This window comes from Acidovorax sp. NB1 (assembly GCF_005405905.1).
Taxonomy (GTDB): Bacteria; Pseudomonadota; Gammaproteobacteria; order Burkholderiales; family Burkholderiaceae_C; genus Acidovorax.
This window is the reverse complement of the sequence record NZ_BJHU01000025.1, coordinates 280698-304326: the sequence shown is the minus strand read 5'-3', so window position 1 is coordinate 304326 and position 23629 is coordinate 280698. Positions and strand designations below refer to the sequence as shown.

27 protein-coding genes are annotated in these 23629 nt (G+C 67.4%); 19 read left to right on the top strand and 8 right to left on the bottom strand.

Annotated elements, in window-relative coordinates; all coding sequences use genetic code 11:
* Window positions 1-80: 80 nt before the first annotated feature.
* Complete coding sequence (locus AvAM_RS26030) at window positions 81-1154, top strand: hypothetical protein (protein WP_137747387.1); 1074 nt, start codon at window positions 81-83, stop codon at window positions 1152-1154.
* Between the two features lie 28 nt (window positions 1155-1182).
* On the opposite strand, the gene AvAM_RS12645 is transcribed toward AvAM_RS26030, so the two are convergent.
* From AvAM_RS12645 to AvAM_RS12630, 4 genes are all read right to left on the bottom strand, one after another.
* Entirely contained in the window at window positions 1183-1437 is a 255-nt protein-coding gene (locus tag AvAM_RS12645) for a YkgJ family cysteine cluster protein (RefSeq protein ID WP_137747386.1), read from the bottom strand.
* A 78-nt stretch (window positions 1438-1515) separates the two neighbouring features.
* Entirely contained in the window at window positions 1516-2133 is a 618-nt protein-coding gene (locus AvAM_RS12640) for an NADPH-dependent FMN reductase (RefSeq protein WP_137747385.1), read from the bottom strand.
* 113 nt (window positions 2134-2246) lie between these two features.
* The gene (locus AvAM_RS12635) at window positions 2247-2777 is read right to left on the bottom strand and encodes a DUF1772 domain-containing protein (protein ID WP_137747384.1); all 531 of its coding nucleotides are present in this window, start codon (window positions 2775-2777) and stop codon (window positions 2247-2249) included.
* Between the two features lie 56 nt (window positions 2778-2833).
* Window positions 2834-3433, bottom strand: a complete 600-nt coding sequence (locus AvAM_RS12630; protein ID WP_249368097.1) for a Crp/Fnr family transcriptional regulator — start codon at window positions 3431-3433, stop codon at window positions 2834-2836.
* A 152-nt stretch (window positions 3434-3585) separates the two neighbouring features.
* Here AvAM_RS12630 and mnmG point away from each other — a divergent pair, with 152 nt between their 5' ends.
* The 15 genes from mnmG (at window position 3586) to AvAM_RS12555 (ending at window position 17359) form a co-directional block, all read left to right on the top strand.
* Window positions 3586-5571 carry a tRNA uridine-5-carboxymethylaminomethyl(34) synthesis enzyme MnmG gene (gene mnmG, locus AvAM_RS12625; protein WP_137747382.1) on the top strand — a complete coding sequence of 662 codons (1986 nt, stop codon included), beginning with the start codon at window positions 3586-3588 and terminating at the stop codon, window positions 5569-5571.
* Window positions 5568-6251 (top strand): 16S rRNA (guanine(527)-N(7))-methyltransferase RsmG, encoded by a 684-nt coding sequence (gene rsmG, locus AvAM_RS12620; protein ID WP_171012211.1) that lies wholly within the window; start codon window positions 5568-5570, stop codon window positions 6249-6251. The genes mnmG and rsmG overlap by 4 nt, the downstream gene beginning before the upstream one ends.
* A gap of 117 nt (window positions 6252-6368) precedes the next feature.
* Complete coding sequence (locus AvAM_RS12615; RefSeq protein WP_137747380.1) at window positions 6369-6983, top strand: LysE family transporter; 615 nt, start codon at window positions 6369-6371, stop codon at window positions 6981-6983.
* A gap of 24 nt (window positions 6984-7007) precedes the next feature.
* The gene (locus tag AvAM_RS12610; RefSeq protein ID WP_137747379.1) at window positions 7008-7820 is read left to right on the top strand and encodes a ParA family protein; all 813 of its coding nucleotides are present in this window, start codon (window positions 7008-7010) and stop codon (window positions 7818-7820) included.
* Between the two features lie 34 nt (window positions 7821-7854).
* The gene (locus AvAM_RS12605) at window positions 7855-8397 is read left to right on the top strand and encodes an alpha/beta hydrolase (protein WP_137747378.1); all 543 of its coding nucleotides are present in this window, start codon (window positions 7855-7857) and stop codon (window positions 8395-8397) included.
* Entirely contained in the window at window positions 8394-8663 is a 270-nt protein-coding gene (locus AvAM_RS12600; RefSeq protein WP_137747377.1) for a hypothetical protein, read from the top strand. Before AvAM_RS12605 ends, AvAM_RS12600 begins: the two co-directional genes overlap by 4 nt.
* Before the next feature lie 25 nt (window positions 8664-8688).
* Entirely contained in the window at window positions 8689-8985 is a 297-nt protein-coding gene (locus AvAM_RS12595) for a cupin domain-containing protein (protein ID WP_137747376.1), read from the top strand.
* A gap of 43 nt (window positions 8986-9028) precedes the next feature.
* Window positions 9029-9955 carry a ParB/RepB/Spo0J family partition protein gene (locus tag AvAM_RS12590; protein ID WP_137747375.1) on the top strand — a complete coding sequence of 309 codons (927 nt, stop codon included), beginning with the start codon at window positions 9029-9031 and terminating at the stop codon, window positions 9953-9955.
* Window positions 9956-10193: 238 nt separating this feature from the next.
* Window positions 10194-11528 (top strand): hypothetical protein, encoded by a 1335-nt coding sequence (locus AvAM_RS12585; RefSeq protein ID WP_137747374.1) that lies wholly within the window; start codon window positions 10194-10196, stop codon window positions 11526-11528.
* Between the two features lie 19 nt (window positions 11529-11547).
* Window positions 11548-12294 (top strand): class I SAM-dependent methyltransferase, encoded by a 747-nt coding sequence (locus AvAM_RS12580; RefSeq protein WP_137747373.1) that lies wholly within the window; start codon window positions 11548-11550, stop codon window positions 12292-12294.
* Between the two features lie 321 nt (window positions 12295-12615).
* Window positions 12616-14154 carry a COG3014 family protein gene (locus AvAM_RS12575; RefSeq protein WP_137747372.1) on the top strand — a complete coding sequence of 513 codons (1539 nt, stop codon included), beginning with the start codon at window positions 12616-12618 and terminating at the stop codon, window positions 14152-14154.
* A gap of 35 nt (window positions 14155-14189) precedes the next feature.
* Window positions 14190-14597: a YcfL family protein gene (locus AvAM_RS12570; RefSeq protein WP_063462219.1), complete on the top strand. Its 408-nt coding sequence runs from the start codon at window positions 14190-14192 to the stop codon at window positions 14595-14597.
* A gap of 42 nt (window positions 14598-14639) precedes the next feature.
* Window positions 14640-15257 (top strand): penicillin-binding protein activator LpoB, encoded by a 618-nt coding sequence (gene lpoB / locus AvAM_RS12565; RefSeq protein ID WP_137747371.1) that lies wholly within the window; start codon window positions 14640-14642, stop codon window positions 15255-15257.
* Between the two features lie 20 nt (window positions 15258-15277).
* Window positions 15278-16240 carry a hypothetical protein gene (locus tag AvAM_RS12560; RefSeq protein ID WP_137747370.1) on the top strand — a complete coding sequence of 321 codons (963 nt, stop codon included), beginning with the start codon at window positions 15278-15280 and terminating at the stop codon, window positions 16238-16240.
* 6 nt (window positions 16241-16246) lie between these two features.
* Window positions 16247-17359: an alpha/beta hydrolase gene (locus AvAM_RS12555; RefSeq protein ID WP_137747369.1), complete on the top strand. Its 1113-nt coding sequence runs from the start codon at window positions 16247-16249 to the stop codon at window positions 17357-17359.
* Here AvAM_RS12555 and AvAM_RS12550 read toward each other — a convergent pair.
* The 3 genes from AvAM_RS12550 to AvAM_RS12540 all read right to left on the bottom strand — a co-directional run bounded on the left by AvAM_RS12550 (window position 17337) and on the right by AvAM_RS12540 (window position 20696).
* A complete protein-coding gene (locus AvAM_RS12550; protein ID WP_137747368.1) occupies window positions 17337-17969 on the bottom strand; it encodes a flavin reductase family protein in 633 nt (210 codons plus the stop codon). The genes AvAM_RS12555 and AvAM_RS12550 overlap by 23 nt on opposite strands.
* A gap of 157 nt (window positions 17970-18126) precedes the next feature.
* Window positions 18127-19671: a hypothetical protein gene (locus AvAM_RS12545; protein ID WP_137747367.1), complete on the bottom strand. Its 1545-nt coding sequence runs from the start codon at window positions 19669-19671 to the stop codon at window positions 18127-18129.
* Between the two features lie 83 nt (window positions 19672-19754).
* Window positions 19755-20696: a helix-turn-helix domain-containing protein gene (locus tag AvAM_RS12540; protein WP_137747366.1), complete on the bottom strand. Its 942-nt coding sequence runs from the start codon at window positions 20694-20696 to the stop codon at window positions 19755-19757.
* Between the two features lie 65 nt (window positions 20697-20761).
* Between AvAM_RS12540 and AvAM_RS12535 the strand changes: the two genes are divergently transcribed.
* From AvAM_RS12535 to AvAM_RS12525, 3 genes are all read left to right on the top strand, one after another.
* The gene (locus tag AvAM_RS12535) at window positions 20762-22033 is read left to right on the top strand and encodes an MFS transporter (RefSeq protein ID WP_137747365.1); all 1272 of its coding nucleotides are present in this window, start codon (window positions 20762-20764) and stop codon (window positions 22031-22033) included.
* A 62-nt stretch (window positions 22034-22095) separates the two neighbouring features.
* Window positions 22096-22335, top strand: coding sequence for a helix-hairpin-helix domain-containing protein (locus AvAM_RS12530; protein ID WP_137747364.1), 240 nt, complete (start codon window positions 22096-22098; stop codon window positions 22333-22335).
* 103 nt (window positions 22336-22438) lie between these two features.
* On the top strand, window positions 22439-22951 hold the full coding sequence (locus AvAM_RS12525; protein WP_137747363.1) for a DUF1993 family protein: 513 nt from the start codon (window positions 22439-22441) through the stop codon (window positions 22949-22951).
* A 37-nt stretch (window positions 22952-22988) separates the two neighbouring features.
* Here the strand turns inward: AvAM_RS12525 and AvAM_RS12520 are convergent, their stop codons facing one another.
* Window positions 22989-23450, bottom strand: a complete 462-nt coding sequence (locus AvAM_RS12520) for an Lrp/AsnC family transcriptional regulator (protein ID WP_137747462.1) — start codon at window positions 23448-23450, stop codon at window positions 22989-22991.
* Window positions 23451-23629 lie beyond the last annotated feature (179 nt).

The following is a 23629-nucleotide window of genomic DNA, read 5'->3' as shown; positions in this document are numbered from 1 at the left end:
GCCTGTTGACCGTGGATGGTTTGGATAGAAAAGAGCCTCCACAAAAAGCGCTTGTTAAAAACACCCCAAAAAACACACCGATGACCCAGCCACACTACCCCCCCACTGCGGCGCCCGCACCCTGGCGCGAATCTTTTCTGGGCGGCTCGCCGCAGGCGGAAGCCGCGCTGTTTCGCACGCTGGCTGAGCAAATGCGGGCCGTGCAGATGCGCAACCAGCAGGCCAGCGGGCAGAGCCGCCCCGGCCGCACGCTGCATGCGCAGATGCTGGCGGGCATGGTGGGCGCGCGGCTGGAGGTGAACCCCCAACTCGCGCCCGGCCTGGCGCAGGCGCACTTTCAGCCGGGGGCGGTGCTGGCTTGCGACCTGCGGCTGTCGTTTGCCAGCGGGCTGGCGCACGGCGGGCTGCAGCGTGACATGCGGGGCGCAGCCCTGCGCCTGCACCTGCCGCAGGGCGGGGCGCATGAAATCTTGTTGACCAACTTCCCCGTTTCTCATGCACGCGACGCGCGCCAGTTTGTCGAGATTGCTACCCTGATGACCGGGCCCAAGGCGCTGATGCCGCTGAAGATGCTGCTGCGCCTGGGGCCGGGCGAGACGCTGCGCGTGCTGCGCAATCTGTCGGCCGCCACGGGGGGGCTGCGGGGCCTGGCCGAGGAAAATTTCTGGTCCCGTGGGGCGCTGTTGTGGTCCGAGGCCGGGCCGGTGCGCCTGAAGCTGCACCCGGCGGCGGCCGTGGGGGGCGTACCCGCAGAGGGCGAGTCTGTGGCCGCGCATTTTGCGCGGCTGCTCGCATCGCAGGACCTGGCCTGGCACCTGTCGGCCCAGCGCTACCAGGACGAGACCCGCACGCCCATTGAGGATGGTTGCACGGGCTGGTCTGACGCCGATGTGCCGTGGGAGCGTGTGGCCACCCTCACGGTGCCGCGCCAGGACCTGGGCACGCCAACCGCAAGCGCCCAGGCGCAGGCCCTGGATGCCACGCCCTTCAACCCCTGGCATGCGCCCCAGGCGTTCCGGCCCCTGGGCAATCTGAACCGTGTGCGGCGCGACATTTATGCGGCCAGTGCACAGCGCTGGGCGGGGCGCGATGGGGGCGGTGGCGGAGGTGGGAGAGATGGAGCCGCTGGCGCGCCGCCGCATTCGGCGCGTTGAGGGGCTTTAGAACGTGTTTACGATCTTTTCAGGGCCGCGTCAGGTCTTCGAGCCGCGCCAGGTATTGCATGGCGTGGTCGCGGTCTTCGCCGCACATGGCGGCTGAGGGTTGTAGCCCCCCGCACACGGCGGGCCGCTCGGGCTGCCCAAAAATAAGGCAGCGTGCGTCATCCCCCAGCTGGATGCAGCGCACCCCCGCCGGTTTGCCGTGCGGCATGCCCAGGATGGGTGAGCTGATGGAGGGGGCGGTGCAGCAGGCGCCGCAGCCAGGGCGGCAATCCATGGGTTTTGCTATTATTTGTATAGCTTTCAGGGCTTGTGGGGCAGGCGCAAGGGCTTGTTTTGGCCCCTGTTTCAACGCTTATTGGCCCGCAACGGCATCGCCATGCAGACGGGCCGACGCCCAGAGCACCTGGTCCACCACGGCGCGCACGCGGTCGCGGTGGGCTGGTTGGATGAGGGCACCGCTGTCGTCAAACGCGCTGCCCGCCGAACCCAGCGCAAACGCCTTGGGCGCAAGCCAGCATTCGGCATTGATGAGCAGGGGCGCCAGGTGGCTTTGTGAGCGCAGGCCGCCCAGGGCGCCGGGCGAAGCGCTGAGCATGCCCACCACCTTGCCGCGAAAACTCTTGCCGCCGTCCTGCCAGTCGGGGTTGCCTTTGACGGGGCTGGAGGCCCAGTCGATCGTGTTCTTGAGCAGGGCGGTGTAGCTGCCGTTGTATTCGGGCGAGCAGATGACCCAGGCGGGGTGCTGCCACATGATTTCCTTCAGCCGGATCACATCGGCGGGTGTGCCCTGGGCTTCGAGGTCGGCGTTGTACAGCGGGATGTCGAAGTCGGACAGCTCCATCAGCGTGACGCTGGCCCCCGCATCGCGCGCGATGGCGGCGGTGGCGTGGGCCAGTTTGCGGTTGAAGGACTGCTGGCGCGTGCTGCCGGCAAAGACGAGGAGGGAGGAGGGGGTGGTGGTGTGGGGCATGGTGCTTGCGATTGAATCACAGGGGCGCGGCAGGAATCCTGCAAGCGGGGAGTGCGCTGCGGTTTTTTGACTCAGTGCTGCGCGGGGGATGACGGCGGCCAGCGTTGCCCGCGTCAGCCTGGCATCCGGCGACCGGCCAGCCGGCCCACCAGCGTGCCCAGCGACGCCCCAAAACACCCCAGGCTGAGCCACGCCCGCCACAGGTTGGCGGCATTCCACCGGTCGCGCACCTGGGCCCAGTCGGCGGGCAGGGCCTGGGGGTTCCAGGCTTCGGTGGTGTAGTTGAGTGGCAGGTTGACCTGCTGGGTAAAGAACACGATGCCCAGCAGGTAGGCCACGCCGACCAGGGCCAGCAGGCGCCACCACAGTGCGCGGTGTTGCCGCCACGCCGTGGCCAGGGCCAGCGCACACCACAGCGGTGGTCCGAAGAACAGCACAAAGAACAGGGCGTGCCGCACGTTGCGGTTGAAGGCGGACTGCACGGTGGCGTAGGTCGCCCCGTCCATCTGCAGCATGGCCAGGTTGACGTTGGCGCTGTAGGTGCCGAAGAACCCGGCCATGAGACCGAGCCAGAGCACGGCGAGGGTGTGGGAGATCAGGGCGAGCAGGGCGGGCGTGGGGTGGGCACGTAGGGCAGTTGTCATGGGCGCGGGCATTTCGTGAGATGCCCGCAGTCTGCCGATGAGCCGCCCCCAGCGCCTTATCCTTTGATAAGCCCCATCTCACTGCGCAGGCGCGACAGCGACACATCGGTCACGCCCAGATAGGACGCGAGATGCTTGAGTGCGATGCGTTCCGCCCAGGCCGGGTGTTGCTCCAGCAAGCGGGCGTAGCGCTGGCGGGCGCTGAGCTGCAGGAACTCCTGCTCGCGCTGCATCTTGCCGTCGAGCAACGCGCACAGCGCCCGGTGCTCCAACGCAGCCCACGGGGCCCAGCCCGCACTGGGAAGTGGAGCATCTGCATCAGCAGGGAAGGGCAGGGTCCACACCACGCTGTCTTCCAACGGTTCCACGTGAAACATCACCGGCTGCTGGCGCAGCGTGGGGGTCATGGGCCAGCACAGCGCGCCGTCCAGAAAGAAGTTCTTGTTGGACTCTGCGCCGTCGCGGTCCAGGTAGTACAGCCGCAGCGCGCCGCGCTCCACCCACCACAGGTGCCGCCAGTGTTCGCCCGCGCGGATCAGTGGCTGGCCGCGTTGCCGCTGCAGGCACTGGGCGCTGGTCCACCAGGTCTGTACGGCTGTCGGTGGCGGGCCGAGCAACTGGGTCAGGAAGAGGGTGAGGGGCGTAGAAACAGACACGGTCTGCACAAAGTGGGAAAATCGCGGGTTGCCTGCTGGGGCGCCAGGTGCGCCCGCCACCAGCATGCCCGGTGAACGGCGCTTTGGATAAGGTTGCCCGCATTCACCGGGTGTTTTGATTATCGGGCCCGCCAGGCCTCGGAGTGTTCCCCATGTTGTACCCCCAGGAATTTGATGTGATCGTTGTCGGCGGTGGCCATGCAGGCACCGAGGCCGCGCTGGCCGCTGCACGCATGGGCAGCAAAACGCTGCTGCTGACCCACAACATCGAGACGCTGGGGCAGATGAGCTGCAACCCCAGCATCGGCGGCATCGGCAAGGGCCACCTGGTGAAAGAGGTGGATGCGCTGGGCGGCGCCATGGCGCTTGCCACGGACGAGGGCGGCATCCAGTTCCGTATTCTCAACAGCTCCAAAGGCCCTGCGGTGCGTGCCACGCGGGCGCAGGCCGACCGCATTCTGTACAAGGCCGCCATCCGTCGCATGCTGGAGAACCAGCCTAACCTTTGGTTGTTCCAACAGGCGGTGGACGACCTGATGGTGGAGGGCGACCGCGTGGTGGGTGCCGTGACGCAGGTGGGCATCCGTTTCCGCAGCCGCACTGTGGTGTTGACGGCGGGCACCTTTCTGGACGGCAAGATCCATGTGGGCCTGAACAACTACGCTGCGGGCCGGGCCGGAGACCCGCCTGCCGTGTCGCTGTCGGCGCGCCTCAAGGAGCTGAAGCTGCCGCAAGGGCGCCTGAAGACGGGCACGCCACCGCGCATCGATGGGCGCAGCATCGACTTTTCGAAGTGCACCGAGCAGCCCGGCGACGGCATGCCCGGTGGCGTGAACGAGGGCACCGTGCCCGTGTTCAGCTTCATGGGCAATGCACAGATGCACCCCCAGCAGGTGCCCTGCTGGATCACCCACACCAACGAACGCACGCACGAGATCATCCGCAGCGGCTTTGACCGTAGCCCCATGTTCACCGGCAAGATCGAGGGCGTGGGCCCGCGCTACTGCCCGAGCGTGGAAGACAAGATCAACCGCTTTGCCGACAAGGACAGCCACCAGATCTTCCTGGAGCCCGAAGGCCTGACCACGCACGAGGTCTACCCCAACGGCATCAGCACCAGTCTGCCGTTCGACATCCAGTACGACCTGGTGCGCAGCATGCCGGGGCTGGAAAACGCACACATCCTGCGCCCCGGCTACGCCATCGAATACGACTACTTCGACCCGCGCTCGCTCAAGAGCAGCTTCGAGACGCGTCAAATCCAGGGCCTGTTCTTTGCCGGGCAGATCAACGGCACCACCGGCTACGAAGAGGCTGCGGCCCAGGGCCTGTTCGCAGGCATCAACGCCGCGCTGCAGTGCCGGGGCGATGCGCCCTGGCTGCCCGGCCGGGACGAGGCCTACCTGGGCGTGCTGGTGGATGATCTGATCACCAAGGGTGTGACGGAGCCCTACCGCATGTTTACCAGCCGGGCCGAGTTCCGCCTGCAGCTGCGCGAGGACAACGCGGACATGCGCCTGACCGAAGTGGGGCGCCAGATGGGTCTGGTGGACGATGCGCGCTGGGATGCTTTCAGCCGCAAGCGCGATGCTGTTTCACGTGAAACAGAGCGCCTCAAGGCCACCTGGGTGAACCCGCGCAACCTGCCCGCCGTCGAATCCGAGCGCGTGCTGGGCAAGAGTATTGAGCACGAATACAACCTGTTCGAACTGCTGCGCCGCCCCGATGTGAGTTACGCCAACCTAATGTCGATGGACGGTGGCAAGTACGCATCGGCGGATGTTTCACGTGAAACCCTGGGCGACCTGAGCGCATCGGTGCTGGAGCAGGTGGAGATTGCCGCCAAGTACGCGGGCTACATCGACCGCCAGAAGGGCGAGGTGGAGCGCGCCGCGCATTTCGAGAAGCTGCGCTTGCCGCCCGACCTGGACTACATGCAGGTCACGGCCCTGAGCATCGAGGCACGCCAGGTGCTCAACCGCCACCGGCCCGAGACCCTGGGCCATGCCTCGCGCATCACGGGCATCACGCCCGCGTCGATCTCGCTGCTGATGGTGCATTTGAAGAAGGGCGGGTTCAAGGAATTTGCCGTGGCCCCGGCAGCGCCCGCCAAGGCAGAAGGCGAAGTGGCGGCATGACGATGGCGGTGAATACCCACTACGACAGCCTGCGCCAGCAACTGCAAGCTGGGGCCGATGCCCTGGCGCTGGGCTTGAGCGATGTGCAGGTCGGGCTGTTGATGGACTTCCTGGCGCTGCTGCAGAAGTGGAACAAGGTCTATAACCTGACGGCCGTGCGCGACCCGCAGGAGATGATGACGCACCACCTGCTGGACAGCCTGGCCGCTGTAGCACCCCTGCGGCGGCATGTGGCGGGCCTGCAGCAGGGCGGGGTGGCGGCGGTGAAGCTGCTGGATGTCGGATCGGGCGGCGGCCTGCCCGGCGTGGTGTTTGCCATCTGCTGCCCCGAGGTGGATGTGAGCTGCGTGGACACCGTGGGCAAGAAGGCCGCGTTCATCCAGCAGGCGGCGGTGGCGCTCAAGCTGCGCAACCTGCACGGCGTGCATGCGCGGGTCGAGACGCTGACCACGCCGTTCGACCTCATCAGCTGCCGCGCGTTTGCCTCACTGCCGGACTTTGTCACCTGGTCGCGCAGCGCACTGGCCGCGCCCCATGGGGGGTGGCTGGCCATGAAGGGCAAACACCCCGAGGACGAAATCGCCGCGCTGCCTGCGGATGTGGCGGTGTTTCACGTGGAACAGCTCGCGGTGCCGGGCCTGGATGCCGAGCGCTGCATCGTCTGGATGAAGCCGGTCTGATGGCCTCGGCGCTGCGGTGCCGACTTTTCGACAGCCAGGGCAGGGGGCTCGCGTAAACTCGGCTGCTCACCCGGGTGCATCTTTCCGTCGCACCCTCCCCGCGCACCAGGAGAAACCATGTTCGGCATCGCAGACTACGGCGCCTTCGTCGCTGCCATTGTGTTGTTCCTGCTCATCCCAGGCCCTGGCAATCTGGCGCTCATCACCTCCACCAGCAAGGGCGGCATACGGGGCGGTTTGGCCGCCACCATGGGCGTGATTGCGGGTGACCAGGTGCTGATGTGGGCGGCGGTGGCCGGTGTGGCCACGCTGCTGGCCACCCACCCGGCGGCTTTCAACGCCGTGCAGTGGCTGGGCGCGGCCTACCTCGCGTGGCTGGGCTTCAAGATGGTCACGGCCAAGCCGGGCGCCCAGCCCATCCTGAACATCGAGCCGCGCCACTACTTCAAACAGGCCGGGCTGATCACCTTGCTCAACCCCAAGGCCATCGTGTTCTACATGGCGTTCTTTCCGCTGTTCGTGGACCCGGCCCGGCACCAGGGCATGCTGACCTTTGGCGTGATGGCGGCCACGGTGGCGGCATTGACGTTTCTCTATGGCCTGGTCGCGGTGCTGCTCACGCACTTTCTGGCCGAGCGCATGCGCGCCAACCCGCGCATCGGCCGCGCGCTGGAAAAGATCGCGGGCGTCTTCCTGATCGGCTTTGGCATCAAGCTGGCCATCTCCAAATAACACCACACGGACTGCAGCACCCACATGGCCAAGATTTTTTGCGTTGCCAACCAGAAGGGCGGCGTCGGCAAGACCACCACCACCGTCAACCTCGCTGCCGGCCTGGCCAAGATTGGCCAGCGCGTGCTGATGGTGGACCTGGACCCGCAAGGCAATGCCACCATGGGCTCGGGCGTGGACAAGCGCAGCCTCGACCTCACGGTGTACGACGTGCTGCTCGAATCCGCTTCGGTGAAGGAGGCGGCCGTGCTGTCGGACAAATGTGGCTACTGGGTGCTGGGCGCCAACCGCGAACTGGCGGGCGCCGAGGTGGAACTGGTGACGCTGGAGCACCGCGAAAAGCGCCTCAAGGCCGCGCTGGCCGAGGCGGATGCCGACTTCGACTTCGTGCTCATCGACTGCCCGCCCAGCTTGAGCATGCTCACCCTCAACGGCCTGTGCAGCGCCCACGGCGTGATCGTGCCCATGCAGTGCGAATACTTCGCGCTGGAAGGGCTCACGGACCTGGTCAACACCATCAAGCAGGTGCACGCCAACCTCAATGCCGACCTGCAGATCATCGGCCTGCTGCGCGTGATGTTCGACCCGCGCATCACGCTGCAGCAGCAGGTGAGCGACCAGCTCAAGGGCCACTTTGGCGACAAGGTGTTCAACAGCGTGATCCCGCGCAACGTGCGCCTGGCCGAGGCGCCCAGCTATGGCCTGCCCGGTGTGGTGTTTGACCCGGCCGCCAAGGGCAGCCAGGCGTTTGTCGAGTTTGCCGAGGAGATGGTCGAGCGCGTGAAAAACATGCCTGCTGCAGCCTCTTCCATGGCAAAAATGCCTGCCTCCGCCTGATAGGCAAGCGTTAACAGCTATTAAATTGATAGTGATGAAGCCCGCCACCATCCTGCTGCTGCCCGGCTGGCAGAACTCCGGCCCCGACCACTGGCAAAGCCGCTGGGAGTCCCGCCACGGTGACCAGCGCGTGGAGCAGCACGACTGGATGCGCCCGCTGCGCGGCGACTGGTCGGCGCGCCTGGAAGAGACCGTGGCCGACGCTGAGGGCCCTGTGGTGCTGGCAGCGCACAGCCTGGGCTGCATCCTCACCGCCTGGTGGGCGGCGCACACCCGCCACGCGGCCAAGGTGCGCGGTGCACTGCTGGTGGCCCCGGGCGATGTGGAGCGGCCCGACCTGGCCGCGCAGATCCACGGCTGGGCACCCATTGCGCGCCAGCCGCTGCCGTTTCCGGCCGTGCTGGTGGGCAGCCGCAATGACCCGTACTGCAGCTTCGAGCGCGCTGAGGGGTTTGCCCAGGCCTGGGGTGCGCGGTTTGTGGACTATGGCGAGCGCGGGCACATCAATGCCGAATCCGGGCTAGGCGACTGGGACGAGGGGCGGGGCTGGCTGATGCAGCTCGCCACCCCGGTATGAGCCGCTGGGCCTTTTGGCGCAAGCGCCCGCCAGTGACGGCGGGCGATGCTGTCCCTCCACCTCGGCGGGTCACGGCTGACTTCTACTGGCTTGGCGACGCCTTGCAGCTGGCGCTGGCCTGGCTGCTGCCCAGCGGGGCGGTGGTGGTGGGTGCGCTCGGGCAGTTCATGCTGGCCCTGGTGCTGCTCACGGTGGCCTTCGGCGTGTGGCTGCGCCTGTGGCGGAGCCGAAAAAAGCGCCGTGCCATGGGCCGTGCGGCGCGTTGACAACCCCCTGTACTGTTTCGCACCCATGTCCAAAATCTCTCTCGCGGCCATTGCTGACCAATTGCCCCGCGCCTGGAACTCCACCGTGGTGGGCCGCGCCGCAGGCGCCAACCTCAAGGTGCTGCGCATGGACGACGCGGCCTATCCCGACGAATCGCACGACTTTGACGAGGCCCTGCTGGTGCTGGATGGCTGCATGCGCCTGGACCTGCAAGGGCAGGTCACCGAGGTGAACGCGGGCGAGGTGTTCATCGTGCCCGCAGGCGTGCCCCACGCCGTGGCGCCTGGCAGCCACGGCACGCTGGTCATCATCGACCGCTGAAGATTTCCCTCTCCCCATTTCCTTTTCGAGAAGAAGACATCGCATGGTCACCAAAAAACCCAAGGGCCTCGGCCGAGGCCTGGAGGCCCTGCTGGGCCCCAAGGTCGAAGACAAAGTGGAGCAGGCCCAGGCTGCCGAAGCAGGCCTGCCCAGCAGCCTGCCGCTGTCCGAACTGGTGCCGGGTGTGTACCAGCCGCGCACGCGCATGGACGAAGGCGCGCTGTACGAGCTGGCCGAGTCCATCAAGGCCCAGGGCATCATGCAGCCCATCCTGGTGCGGCGCCTTACGGACGGCGAGCACGCGGGCAAGTACGAAATCATCGCGGGCGAGCGGCGCTTTCGGGCCTCGCGCCTGGCGGGCCTGGCCGAGGTGCCGGTGCTGGTGCGCGATGTGCCCAACGAGTCTGCGGCCGCGATGGCGCTCATCGAGAACATCCAGCGCGAAGACCTGAACCCGCTGGAAGAAGCCCAGGGCCTGCAGCGCCTGGTGCGCGAATTTGGCCTCACGCACGAGCTGGCCGCGCAGGCCGTGGGCCGCTCGCGCAGTGCTGCCAGCAACCTGCTGCGCCTCTTGAACCTGGCCGAGCCCGTGCAGACCATGCTGATGGCGGGCGACATCGACATGGGCCACGCGCGTGCGCTGCTGGCGCTGGACCGCGCCGCGCAGATCACGGCGGGCAACCAGATCGCGGCCAAGAAGCTGTCGGTGCGCGAGGCCGAGGCACTGGTGAAAAAGCTCAGCGCCGAGTTCAGCCTGGTGCCCCAGAAGCCCAAGAAGGAAAAGTCGCGCGACCTGAAGCGCGTAGAAGAAGAACTGTCGGACCTGCTCATGGCCGAGGTCGAGGTGCGCGTCAAAAAACGCGTCAAGCGCCATGGCCGCGTGGAAGACATGGGCGAGCTGGCGATCCAGTTCGGCTCGCTCGAAGCGCTCAACGGGCTGATCGACCGCCTGCGGGGCGAGAAGGTGTGAAGAACCCCGCACCGTGGGCGCCGCTTCTGTTGCGGCGCAACCATGCGTGAAATAGCGCACGGAAACGGTTTCCAGCCGTAACTTGCGCAGGCAAAATGCGTCTGTGCGGGGCCTACACTGCGCTGCGTTCAACACACCCGGGTTGACCGCAAGGCCTCTTCACAGGGCGGCGACAATGCCGCGCTGCGGCCCACGATGGTTTGCCGGGTGATTCCTGTATCTCCTGGAACAGACCACCATGACCTCTTTGCGCTTTGTCCTGACCCCCGCCTGCCTAGCCGTTGGCCTGAGCATCGCCAGCCTGGGCGCCCAGGCCCAAAACACCAAAACCCCCAAGGTCCAGCTGTGGATGGACCTGTCCACCGGCACCATGGCGGGCATGCCCGAGATGGACAGCCTGCCCGGCGGCGGCGGCATGCTCGGCGGCCTCATGGGGGGCGGCGCGCAGGGCAGGGCAGGCAACGGCAACACCGCCTATGGCCATGCCCGCGCCATGTCCGTCATGCCGCCGCGTGTCATCGACATCGCCCTGCACAACAGCTTGCGTCCCGGCGTAGAAGCCAGCCAGGCCATCCCGCCCGGCATGCGCATGGGTGAATCCCTGCCGCTGATCCCGCCGCGTGCCCAGCCCACCCAGACCGAGCCCGGTGACGTGCCGCAGGAATACCAGCAGCACCAGCCCAAGGGCCGCATCCTGCTGTACTGGGGCTGCGGCAGTGCGGTGCGTGCGGGCCAGCCGCGCGTGATCGACCTGGCGCGCGCCAAGCCAGCCGACTACGCCCAGGCCTTTGCAGGCCGCGCCGTGCCCGACCGGGGGCCGCGCGTGGGCCCGGCCTATGCGCTGTACCCCAACGAACGCAACCAGGTCAGCCTGTCGCGGGACAGCTCGGTGGTGGGCGACCACCAGGTGCGTGGCGATGGTGTGCCTGCCTCCATGAAATTCACGCTGGGCGCGGCGCAGGACCTGATGCCCGCCATCGACCTGCGCACCACCGGCAAGCCGCAGGACAGCATGGGCACCAGCTGGCAGCCCGTGCGCAACGCGCGTGCCTACTACCTGCATGCCATGTCGCAGAACGGGGACGACCTCATCATGTGGTCCAGCGCCGAAACGCCCGACACCGGCATGGGCCTGTTCGACTACCTCTCGCCCGCCACCATCGACCGCTGGCTCAAGGAGCGCGTGCTGCTGCAGCCCGAGACCACGCAGTGTGCGATTCCTCAAGGCATCTTCGCGGGCGGGCGCGATGCCACGCCCATGCTGCGCATGATGGCCTACGGGGGCGAAAGTCACATCGTGTACCCACCCCGCCCGGCCGACCCCAAGGCCGCGTGGGAGCCCGAATGGTCGGTGCGTGTGCGTGTGAAGTCGCACACCATGGCCATGCTGGGCGAGGAGATGCAGGGACAGCGCGGGGGCATGGGCGCTGCCGCCCCGGCGGGCGCCGGTGGCGGAGCTTATTCGAGCGGCATGGGCAGCGGCCAGGCCGCAGGCGGTGCACCCTCGGATGCGGGCACCCCTGGCGAGGTGGTGAACCCCGTCAACCTGCTGCGCGGCCTGTTCGGTCGCTGATCCAGAAAGAACACACCCCATGCTTGCCCTGCGCATGCCCTGGCCCTTGCCCGCGCTGATGGCGTGGGCGGGTGCGTGGCTGATTTTTGTCGCGCTGCAACGCGCGGCCGTGCCGCCCGTGGGGGCCTTGCTGGCCGCCTGCCTGCTGGGTACGGCCGCCAGTGTGCTGGGCGGCAGCTGGTGGCGGCGGGGGTTGATTGCGGCGGGGTTCCCCTTGTCGCTGGCGCTGCTGGGGGCGGCCAGCCTGCCAACATGGGCGTGGCTGGTGCCGCTGGCGCTGCTGTTGCTGGTGTACCCGCTCAACGCGTGGCGCGATGCGCCGCTGTTCCCCACCCCACGCCACGCGCTGCAGTCCCTGGCCGTGCAGGCGCCGCTGCCTCTGGGCGCACGCGTGCTCGATGCGGGTTGTGGCCTGGGCGATGGACTCAAGGCCCTGCGCCACGCCTACCCTGCGGCCCAGCTGGAGGGGCTGGAGTGGAGCTGGCCGCTGCGCCTGCTGTGCGCCTTGCGCTGCCCGTGGGCCCGGGTGCAGCGTGCCGACATGTGGAAGGCCGACTGGAGCACCTACCAGATGGTGTACCTGTTCCAGCGGCCCGAGAGCATGGCCCGCGCGGCTGCCAAGGCCCAGGCCGAGCTGGCACCCGGCGCGTGGCTGGTGAGCCTGGAATTCGCCGTGCCCGGCTGGTTGCCCAGCGCCCAGCTGCGTGCGCCCGGTGGGCGTGTGGTGTGGCTGTACCGTATGCCACTGAACCGCGTGGAGGGCTGAGATGCACCACGCCCTGCTTTTGTTTCAGCCTGTGTCCCAGGCACCGAACGGTTACAGAAAAGATACAAGCTTTTGCTACATTGCGCGGCTGGCTACAACCCCATACACAACAACCAAGAAACTCACAGCCAGAGGGGGTCGCACACAGCACGTATCCGCGCCGGGAGGGGGCGCACGGGCTGCCAGCACCCGCCTTGACCGGACTTCCACCACGCACGCCGTATTCGCCGCACCCTCCCTTTGGCGGGGCTGTCGCGCGGCTGCGCATGGGAAGCGCGGTGTGTTTCTGGTGAGCAACCGACCGATCTGCAAGGAGCATCCATGACCGCCCACCCATCTCGTTTCCGTCCGCGCCTGCTGTGGGTGCTGGCGCTGAGCGCTGCCCTCACCGGCTGCGCCACCATGCAGAGCCACGACAAGCTGGCCACCGACATGCAGACCGCCGGCCGCTCGGGGGGCATTCCTGCTGCCATCGCCCAGCTCGAAAGCACGGCCAAGACCGAAGAGGAAAAGACAGCGCTGCTCTACAACATGGAACGCGGCGAGTTGCTGCGCATGGACCGCCGCTACCCCGACAGCACCAACGCCTTCCTGCTGGCCGACAACAAGGTCAAGGAATGGGAAGAGACCGCCAAGACCAACCCCAGCAAGCTCATGGGCACCGTGGGAGCCGCGCTGATCAGCGAGCGCCTGAAGGTCTACGAAGGCCAGGACTACGAAAAGGTGTGGGTGACCACGCGCCTGGCGCTTAACCGCATGGCCGTGGGCGACTTTGAAAACGCCCGCGTGGACATCAAGCGCACGCACGAACGCGAAGCCATCATTGCCGAGTTCCGCGCCAAGGAAACCCTGGCAGCTGAAGAAGAAGCCAAGTCCAAGGGCGCCACGTCCGGCGGCAAGGAACTGAACGGCTACCCCGTCGAGACGCTCAACGACCCCGAGGTGCTGGCGCTCAAGAACGGTTACCAGAACGCGCTCAGCCACTACCTGGCTGGTTTCCTGTACGAAATGCTCAACGAGCCCGGCCTGGCCGCGCCCGGCTACCGCAAGGCGATTGAACTCAAGCCCGAAACGGCCGTGCTCGAAGAAGGCCTGCGTGGCCTGGACAACCGCACCGGCTTCACCTGGAAGCGCCGCCAGCGCATGACCGACGTGCTCTTCATCGTCGAAGCCGGTGACGCCCCCGCGCGCAAGCCCAAGGCCTTCACCATCCCCGTGCCCACCGGGCGCGGCCTGGTCACGGCCAGCATCTCCTACCCCGTGATCGAGCCTTCCAAGGATGCGCTGCTGACCACCATTTCTGCGGCGGGCACCGACCTCAAGCTCGAAAAAGTGGTGGACGTGAACGTGATGGCACGCCGCGCGCTCAAGGACGAAATGCCCGGCATGGTGCTGCGCGGCTTCACCCGCGCCGTGGCCAAGGGCGTGCTGCAGAACGAGCTGCAAAAGCGCGGCGGCCTGATCGGCGGCATCATCGGCGCGGCCGCCTCGGTGGCCACCGAGCAGGCTGATGACCGCATGTGGCGCATGCTGCCCGGCCGCGTGTACGTGGCCCGTGGCTACCTGCCGCCCGGCGAACACCTGGTGAGCGTGAACGGCCGCCAGCTGCCCCAGCCCATCAAGATCGACGGCCAGTACGCCCTGGTGCCCCTGCGCATGTACGACAACAGCGTTCTGACCGGCGACGTGGCCATGCTGGGCCAGTTGCCCACCGTGGCCGCTGCGCCCCAGCCTGCCCCCGCCGCAGCGGCGGCACCCGCTGCCCCGGTGCGCACCACCAACAACAACCGCACCCGCCCCGTGCCCGCGTCTACCGTCAAGCCCACGGCAGCCCAGCCCGCAGCGGCCGCCAAGAACTGATCCCTGTTTCCGACCCCATTCAAGGAGCCTTCGGCATGAGAAACCGTTTTGTCCCCGCCGCGATCCCCACCGTGCTGTGCGCGGGCCTGATCGCCCTGGCCACCAACGCCAGCGCCCAACTGCATGACCCAGCCACCCCGCTGGCAGTTGCCTCCAAGGTCGCCCTGCGTGGCGAAGCCAACAGCATCGCCGTGCGTGAGATGCGCATCGTGCGCAAGAACGACATCCTGGTGGTGCAGGCCGACATGGCCAATATGGGTCGCACCGACCGCACCGTGTTCTACCGCTTCAAGTGGCTGGACAACGTGGGCAACCAGGTGGGCGATGGCGAGTCCTGGAAGCAGATGAGCGTGCTCGGCCTGGGCCAACAGACCGTCAAGAGCGTGGCGCCCACGTCTGCGGCTGTCGATCTGCGCCTGGAAATGAATGTGGAGCCGCGCTGATCGCGCCGCCCACCCCGATTGTTGAGTGAGGAGTTGAAAACCATGACCACCCAGAACCGTATCCAGCGCACTGCGCTCGTCCTGGCCCTCGCGGCCGGCACCCTGGCCCTGTCGGCCTGCCAGAACCTGTCCTCGCCCACCGTGCGTTTTGACCGCCAGGTCAACTACGGCGACGCCAAGGCCGTCGAACTGGTGACCAACGAATTCGGCTCCACCGACCTGCAGATGATTGCCGAGAAGATGACCGGCGGTTTGCTCGAAACCGGCATCTTCCAGGGCCGCCCCACGGTGACGATCTCCACTGTCAAGAACAAGACCAGCGAGTACATCGACACCACCAACGTGATGAACTCGATCCAGACCTCGCTGGTCAAGTCAGGCAAGGTGCGCTTTGTGCGTTCCATCAACGAAATGCAGGCCGGTGTGGACGAGCTGCAGCGCCAGAACCAGAGCGGCCTGTACAAGCAGGGCACAACCGCCAAGGTCGGCCAGATGACCGCCGCCAAATACAGCATGGAAGGCGAGCTGACCAGCATCGTCAAGCAGAACAACGCCACCAAGGACGTGTACTACAAGTTCACGCTCAAGCTGTTTGATGTGCAGGAAGGCACGATCGAATGGCAGGACGAGAAAGAAATCAGAAAGACCAGCAAGCGCTGATCTTTCACAAGGAGCACACCATGCAACGAAGAATCACCCTCCACGCGGCCCTGGCCGTGATTGCGGCCACTACGCTGGCCTGGGGCACGGGCGCCCAGGCGCAGCAGCCCGGCGCGGCGCCCAAGATCGCCGTGACCGACCTGGCCTACGCCCAGCGCGTGTCCGAATACTTCTTGGCCGGTACCTACCAGCGCAGCAGCCAGATGAGCGCTGGCGGCAGCCACAGCGGTGGCTACAGCCACGGCCCCTATGGCGGTGGCGGCTCGCACTCGGGCAGCCACTCGATGCAGGCGTCCGAGCAGGCCAGCGGCACCTACGTGGCCGGGCGCTACAGCTACATCGAACAGCGCGAGCTGGGTGGCTACACCAACGACATCAAGGGCGCCATCCTGCAGGGCACGTACTTCCGCCTGATTCAGGGCAAGGGCTTTGACGCGGGCAAGCCCCAGCCGAGCAAGGCCGAGCAGGTGCTCAACCAGGTGCAGGGCGGCAAGATGGCCACGCCCCAGGTGCAGCCCCAGGTCAACGACGTGATCACCCGCATCAAGAAGGGCGAGTTCAACGGCGCCGACTACGTGCTGTTTGGCGTGGTGTCGAGCATCGAGTTCACCGATGCGCTCTCGCCCCTGCAGGGCACCACCAGCGCCACGCGCCAGTACGGCCTGCAGCTGCTGGCGGACTTCTCGCTCATCAACACCAAGACCTACGAGATCAAGGCCGCGTTCTCCGCCCAGGGCGAAGGCAACGACACCAAGATTTTGTCGATCCGTGGCGACATCGCCCCACCCAACCGCGCCAAGGTGATGCGCGAAACCTCGCTGTCGCTGGCGCAGGACGTGTACCAGCAGCTCGCCGGGCAGCTGGGTTACACCGACGCCAATCTGGCGCGCGGCGTGCGCCCGCCGCCGGTGTACCAGCAAGGTGGCCAGCCCATGCCCGTGCCGCAGCCCCAGCAGCCCGAGCAGGTGCTGATCCTCAAGTAAGCCGCCGTGCGCCCCACCGTGCACCAGCAACCCCTGGGGGCACCGGCCAGTGCGGCGCCCGCCCTCTCCAAGGCCAGCCCTGCGCTGGCCTTTTTTGCGTCTGCCGCCCTGACCTTGGTGCTGGCCGGTTGCGCAGCCTCGCACGTACCTCAGAGCGCGATTGCGGCACCAACAGACCCTCTGCCGCCCGCCACCGCGCAGGGCCCGGCACCGGGCGCTGGCTTCGTCCGGCAGACCTTGCCCGGTGCGAGCGGCGCGACGCTCCAGGCACTGCAGCGTGGCGAGCGCACGGCACCCCTGCGCTACCGCGTGATCGTTGTTCCCGGTTCGGGTTGCGCGGGCATGGAGCCGATCGCGGAGCGCTACTTTGCCGGCCTGCTGCACGCGCAGGTGCTGGTGCTGCACAAGCCGGGCGTAGACCCCGGAGCCCGCACCGCCCCCGCCGACTGCCCGCACAGCTTTGTCTTGCGGGACCGGCATTCCACTTGGCTCGCACACGCCCGTGTGGCCCTGCGTGCGGATGCGCTGTTGCGCCAGGGGCAGCCCGCGCTGCCGCAGCTGCTGGTGGGCATCTCTGAAGGGGCCGAGCTGCTGCCTGCGCTGGCGCCCGAGGTGCCACAGATCGCAGGCTTGGTGCTCATCGGCTCCAGCGGGCTGGACCCGCAGGAGGCCGGGGCATTGCAGGCCCGCCGCCTGGGCGTGCAGGGCGACTGGGCAGCGCTGGGCCAGATCGTGGCGGGCGCTCCGCACGACAGCGTGGTAGTGCAGGGGCGCAGCCTGGGTTACTGGCGCGACCTGTGGAACTGGCCGCTGACCCTGCCCCTGCTGCAAGGTCCCTGGCCGCTGCTGCAGGTGTGGGGCAGCGACGATGCGCTGGTGCCCGCCGTGGCCTACACACGTTTTGCGGAGCTGGCTGCCTTGCGCACCGTGCCCTACTGCGCGCGGCGCATCGACGGTGCCGACCACGGCCTGCAGCGTGCCGCCGCAGGGGTGGACGGCGTGCAGCAGGTGTGGGCCTGGACCGAGCAATGGGCCCGTCAACCGGCCGCCGGGCTGTGTGAGCCGCTGCGACTGCTACGAGAGCAGCAGCAGGTTCCTAGCGCGGCCGGTACATCCTGAACAACTGCTCCGGCCCCACCGTGAAATAGTCCGCCGGGCCGCCGCCGCGCAGGATATGCCCCGCGTTCGCGGTGTCGTAAACACCGTCTTTCAGCAGCGCCTGATCGATGTGCACAGCCACCACCTCGCCCAGCACCAGCCAGGTGTCCACCTGGGCCCCGTCCGCCCCCTGCAGCTGCAGGATCTGCGTGCTGCGGCATTCAAAGGTGACCGGGCTTTCGGCCACGCGTGGCGGGCGCACGCGCGTGGAGGGCAGGGGGGTGAGGCCGGTCAGATCGAACTCGCTCACTTCAGGTGGCACGGCGGCGCAGCTCTGGTTCATCACCGCGGCTAGGTCGCGGGTTGCCAGGTTCCACACAAACTCGCCGGTGGCCTGCACATTGCGCACCGTGTCCTTGTAGCCAATGCTGGCAAAGCCCACGATGGGCGGCACGTAGTTGAAGGCGTTGAAGAAGCTGTAGGGCGCCAGGTTGGTGGCGCCTGTGGCGTTTTGCGTGGAGATCCAGCCAATGGGGCGCGGCCCCACGATGGCGTTGAACGGGTCGTGCGGCAGGCCGTGGCCCTGGCGGGGTTCGTAGCTGTGGAAGGTGCGTGCGGGCGGTGGGGTCATGGGGCTTTGTGGGCAGGGGCAGACAGCCAGTACCTTAGCGGCAGACGCCGCACGCTGCGGTCACGGGGGTATCAAGGCGCTCACTTTTTAATAGCTATTCACGCTTATTGGATGAGCGGAGAGGGCTTTTTGGAGTGCTGAAGTACCGACCCTTGGCTCAGCGGGTCGGGCTGGGCGCGGCGCAGATGCCGGGGGTTGCGCGTGGCGGAACGGTGCACACCATGCGCAGCTGTGCGGAGAACGTGCCCTGGCCGATGCCGGAGCTGGACGCCGTCAACCAGGAGACCTGCTGGCGCACGCGCTCCAGCGCCGCGCGAACCTCTGCCTCGCTGCCGCTTCCCTCCAGCTCGACAAGCTGGCCGCGCTTGCCGTCGCGCAGCAACAGCTTGGTCAGCGTTACCCCGTTGCCCAGCACCGGGCGCAGCGCGTCTTCCACCTGTTGTTGGGTGTAGGTGCTGCCGGTCGCTGGCAGGCACACGCTGCGGTCACCCGGCGCCGCGCACAGAAAGGTGACCAGCACGCGGTAGGCTACCTGGTCTGCCTCGCGCCGGACCCAGGCCACCTGCGAACTGCGCACCTCGCCCGAGCGCTCCAGCGCTTGTGCCCATTCGCGCACGGCCGCGTCATCGGGTGCGCGGCCTTCCAGCGCCGCACCGTCCTTCCACAGGTCGATCTTGCCCAGGGTCACGCCGCGTGGCAGCAGCGGCTGCAGCACATCGCTGACACGCTGGCGCGGCGAGACGGGCTCACCGCTGGCAGCCTGCGCGCCCGGGGGAGGTGGAGCGCCAGGGTCGGGCGTTGGCAGTACCGGCCGGGGGCCGGCAAGGCCCATCACCTCCTGTTGCAGCGCGCGGGTTTCATCCCGCAGGGCGCTGGTCAGGGGCATGGGGTTCACGCGGCCCGCAGGCACTTTGAGCGCGCTGACGGGGCCATCGATCCAGATCGGGTATTCCAGTGCGATCTTGCCCGGCGCGCTGGCCGGCTGGTAGTAGCCTGCTTCTGTGTCTGCGCCCATGCGGATGGAAAACCGTGCCCGGGTGGTGGTGGCTGACACACCCACGTGGCGCGCATCCATGTCGTGGAACAGCAGCGCTGTGCTGCGTTGCGAGCTGGCTAGCTGCAGCCACTGGACCTGTCCTGTACCACCCGCCACCACCGATGCGTTGGAGCTCACGCTCAGCAGCCCCGGGCGCGCCTCATGGAACCACAGCTTCATGCCGTGGCTAGGGTTCAGGCTCATGCGCAATACCGGCAGGTCCACCCGGTCAAAAAGCACCTTCAGGTTGTCACCGCGCAGCAGCAGTTCGTGGGCTGTGGCCAGCTGCAGCGTGAAGCACACTGCAGTGTTGTCAGCGCCCACGCGCGGGATGGTCGACGCACCCTGTGTGGCGCTGATCGTCACGTCGTACGGTCTGGGGCGGCTGCTACCGTGGCGGTCCGCACTGTAGGTGGTGTCGGCGATCTGGAACGTTCCTCGCCCGAGGAACAGCCGGTTCTCCGCACCCGACACCACGCGCACCGTGCAGTCGTTGGCGATGATGTGCACATGCCGCAAGTTTCCCAGCCGGCCCGTGGCCGGGTCCCAGGGGCGCTCGCGGGCGTCGCGCAGCAGGTTGGCGCGTTCAATCAGCGTGTCGGGTGTGACGTCCAGCGACGCGGCGTGGGCCAGTGCAAGGGGCGCGCACACCAGCGCGACCAACATCAGGGAACGAAGAGTGCGTGGAGTGCGAAGGGGTGTCATGTTGTCCCATGGTACCGATGCACGGGCCCCTGTACTCACCTCCCTCACTGCGGTACCGGCTGCTGCTGCCCCAGAAACCGCCCCGGCGGCTGCCCCACCGACTTGCGCACCATGGCGCTGAAGGCGCTGGGGCTGTAGCCCAGTTCGGCGGCGATCTGGCCCATGGGCATGCGGCCGGCGGCCAGCGACACGGCCTTGGCCAGGATGACCTGCTGGCGCCATTGGGTAAAGGTGCTGCCCAGCTCGGAGCGGAACAGGCGCGCCACGGTGCGGGGGCTGGCGCCGGTGTCCTGCGCCCAGTCGGCCAGGGTGTCGTGGCGCGTGGGGTCGGCCAGCACGGCTTCGCAGAGGTGGCGCAGGCGCTTGTCCTGGGGCAGGTCCACGCCCAGCTTCACGGCGGCGGCGCGGGCCAGTTCGCCCCTGACCAGGGCGCTCAAATGCTGTTCGCGCCGCAGGTCGGCGGTGCTGATCGCGGGGCCGCCGTCGGGCGCGGTGGGCATCTCGCGCACCAGGGCACGTAGCAGGTCAGACACCTCCAGCACGCGGCACTGGCGCCAGGCGTCTTCGTGGTCGCGTGGCACGCCGGGGCCGCAGCGGCCCCGGGGCTGGTGGAAGTACAGCGTGCGCAGGTCGGCGTCTTCGACCATGGTCACGGCATGTTCCACGCCGGGCGGAATCCACAGCGCGCGCGAAGGGGGCACGATGTAGGTGCCGTGGTTCACCGTGAGCCGGATCACGCCCGTGGTCGATATCGCTACCTGCGCCCAGGGGTGGCTGTGCGGCATCACCTGCGTGTCGGCGGCCAGCCAGCGCAGCTTGGCGCGCACCGGGCGGGCGGCGGTGGGCACAAACAGCTCGGGCGTGAGCGAGTCCACGTACGACATTCCGCGCGGCTTGCCAGCGGGCGCACGGGGCACGACCTGGGCCGCAAAATGCTCCACCCCCGGTTCGGCGGGCGATGCGTGGTCGGTGGGCGGGTTTGGCATGTTTGCGATAGAAGTTGTCTGCCTATCGTAAACCTGCCGAGGCCATGCTGCCTAAGATCAAGCCCATGACTGCTTCTTCTTCCAGCACCCTCGCCAACCCTGTCCCCTTGCGGCAGGACGCCCGCACCATTGGCCTCATCGGCCTGGCCCACGGCAGCTCGCACTTCTTTCACATGCTGCTACCGCCGCTGTTTCCGTGGCTGATCGGCGAGTTCGGCTTCAGCTATTCCGAGCTGGGCCTGCTGGTGTCGGTGTTCTTCGTGATTTCGGGCGTGGGTCAGGCGCTGTCGGGTTTCATCGTGGACCGCGTGGGCGCGCGGCCGGTGATGTTTTTTGCGCTGTCGAGTTTTGCCGCCGCCGGCCTGGCCGCCGGCACCGCGCAGGGCTATACCGGGCTGCTGCTGGCGGCGGCGTTGGCCGGGCTGGGCAATGCGCCGTTCCACCCGGTGGACTTCACGATTCTGAACAAACGCGTGTCGCCGCAGCGTCTGGGGCATGGCTTTTCGGTGCACGGCATCAGCGGTAACCTGGGCTGGGCCACGGCGCCGGTGTTCATGGCGGGCATTGCCACGGCCACGGGCTCGTGGCGCACGGCTTGCCTGTGCGGGGGGCTGTTGGCCCTGGTGGTGCTGGCCATCATGGTGTGGAACCGCGACGCCATTGACGACCGGCAGGGCAGCTGGGCACACCAGGCCAAGGGCGGGGCAGGGGCGGCCGCCAAGCCCGAGCATCCCATGGCCTTCCTCAAGCTGCCTTCGGTGTGGCTGTGTTTCTCGTTCTTCTTCTGGAGCACCTGTGCGCTCAGCGCCATCCAGAGTTTTGCCAGCCCCGCGCTGCAGTCCATGTACGGCCTGCCGCTGAGCATCACGGCCATGGTGGTCACGGGCTACATGCTGTGTGGCGCGGCGGGCATGCTGGTGGGCGGTTTTCTGGTGGGCCGCGTGCAGCGGCTGGAGAAGATCATTTCGGTGTGCCTGCTGGGGTCGGCTGCGCTGCTGGTGGTGGTGGGCCTGGGGCTGCTGCCCGGCATGGCGGCGGTGGTGGTGGCCTCGGTGGCGGGGCTGGGCACGGGCCTGGCGGGCCCCTCGCGCGACATGCTGATCAAGCGCGCCGCGCCCCCCGGCGCCACCGGCCGGGTGTATGGCACGGTGTATTCGGGGCTGGACCTGGGCTTTTGCCTTGCAGCCCCCGCATTTGGCGCCATGCTGGACCATGGCATGACCTCGGGCATCTTCTACGGCTCGGCCTTCACGCTGGCGCTGAGTGTGGTGTCGGCGGCGCTGGTGGGCGTGGGGGTGGCGGCGCGGGCTGCGCGGCCGCTGGCGACGCCCGCCTGAGGAACGCTGGACGGTTCACGGGCACGTCCGCTGGGTTGGCCTGGCTCCTGCATACTCGGACCATGCCATTTCCTATCGAAGAACGCCGCGCCCTGCTCAATGTGAAGGGCGTGGGACCGACCGTCGTCACCCGGCTGGAACAGATGGGCTTTGAATCGCTGGCGCATCTGGCCAAGGCCAATGCCCTGGACATTGTGTCCACGGCCTCGGCGATGGTGGGCTCCACCTGCTGGAAGAACAGTCCCCAGGCCCGTGCTGCCATTCAGGCGGCCATTGCACTGGCCCAGTCGCGGCCTGCTTGACCTTTCTGCTGCAAGCCTGGGTCGGGTGTGTTGCAATGCGGCCCGACGGTGGGCCCCAAGCGCCCCCGGCTGCTTGCCTCACACCACTTCCAGGACCTCCCCCATGACCTCGCCCATCTACAACGCCAGCATCCCCGTGTTCCGCCAGATGCTGGGCTCGCTCAAAGACATCCTCGCCCAGACCGAGGCCCACGCCACGGCGCGCAAGATTGAGCCGGACGCGCTGCTGCAAGCCCGGCTGTTCCCCGACATGTTCCCCCTGGCACGCCAGGTGCTGATTGCCTGCGACTTCGCCAAGGGCGTGGCCGCGCGCCTGGCCGGGGTGGAGGTGCCGTCCTTCCCCGACGCCGAGCGCCCCGGTTTTGCCGAGTTGAACGAACGCATTGCCACCGTGCTGGCGTTTGTGGAAAGCCTGCCCGAGGCCGCGTTTGCCGAGGCCGCCACGCGCACCATCACCATCCAGCCCGGCACGCCGCGCGAAAAGCAGTTTGTGGGCGAGCACTACCTGCTGCACTACGGCCTGCCGCAGTTCTTCTTCCACGTGAACGCGACCTACGCCATCGCGCGCCACAATGGCGTGGAGCTGGGCAAGCGCGACTACATGGGCAAGTACTGACCCGGGCCTGCGCGCAGGCGGCTGCCCCCCGGGGTGGCTACTGCGCGTAGTTCAGCGGCAGTGCGGTGGTGAACTTGATCTCTTCCATCGCAAAACTCGAACTCACATCCGACAGCGCTACGGCCTGCGTGAGCCGCTTGTAGACCGCGTCATAGGCGCGGATGTCGGGCACCACCACGCGCAGCAGGTAGTCCACATCCCCGCTCATGCGGTAGAACTCGACGATCTCGGGGATGTTCATCACCACGTCGCGCAGGGTCTCGAACCACTGCTGGTGGTGCTGGTTGGTCTTCATGGCCACGAACACCGTCACCCCCACATTGACCTTGCGCGGGTCCACCAGCGCCACGTGGCGGGTGATGTAGCCCTTCTCGCGCAGCCACTGGATGCGCCGCCAGCAAGGGGTGTTGGAGAGGTTCACCGCATCGGCCAGTTCGGCCAGCGGGGTTTCGGCGTCCTGCTGCAGCAAAGCCAGCAGTTGGCGGTCAATGGAATCCAGATTCAGTTTCACGGCGCATATGAAAAATCGTTTCTCGTATTTGGCGATAAGCGGGGCATAAAAGCAAAATGATTTTCATGTCCGTGTCACATACTGGACGGGCGTTTCTGGCACGGAATCTGCGGTCCATGTCCCGCAGTTCCAGGGCCTGGCACCCACTGTGGTGCGGCGTGCTCCGT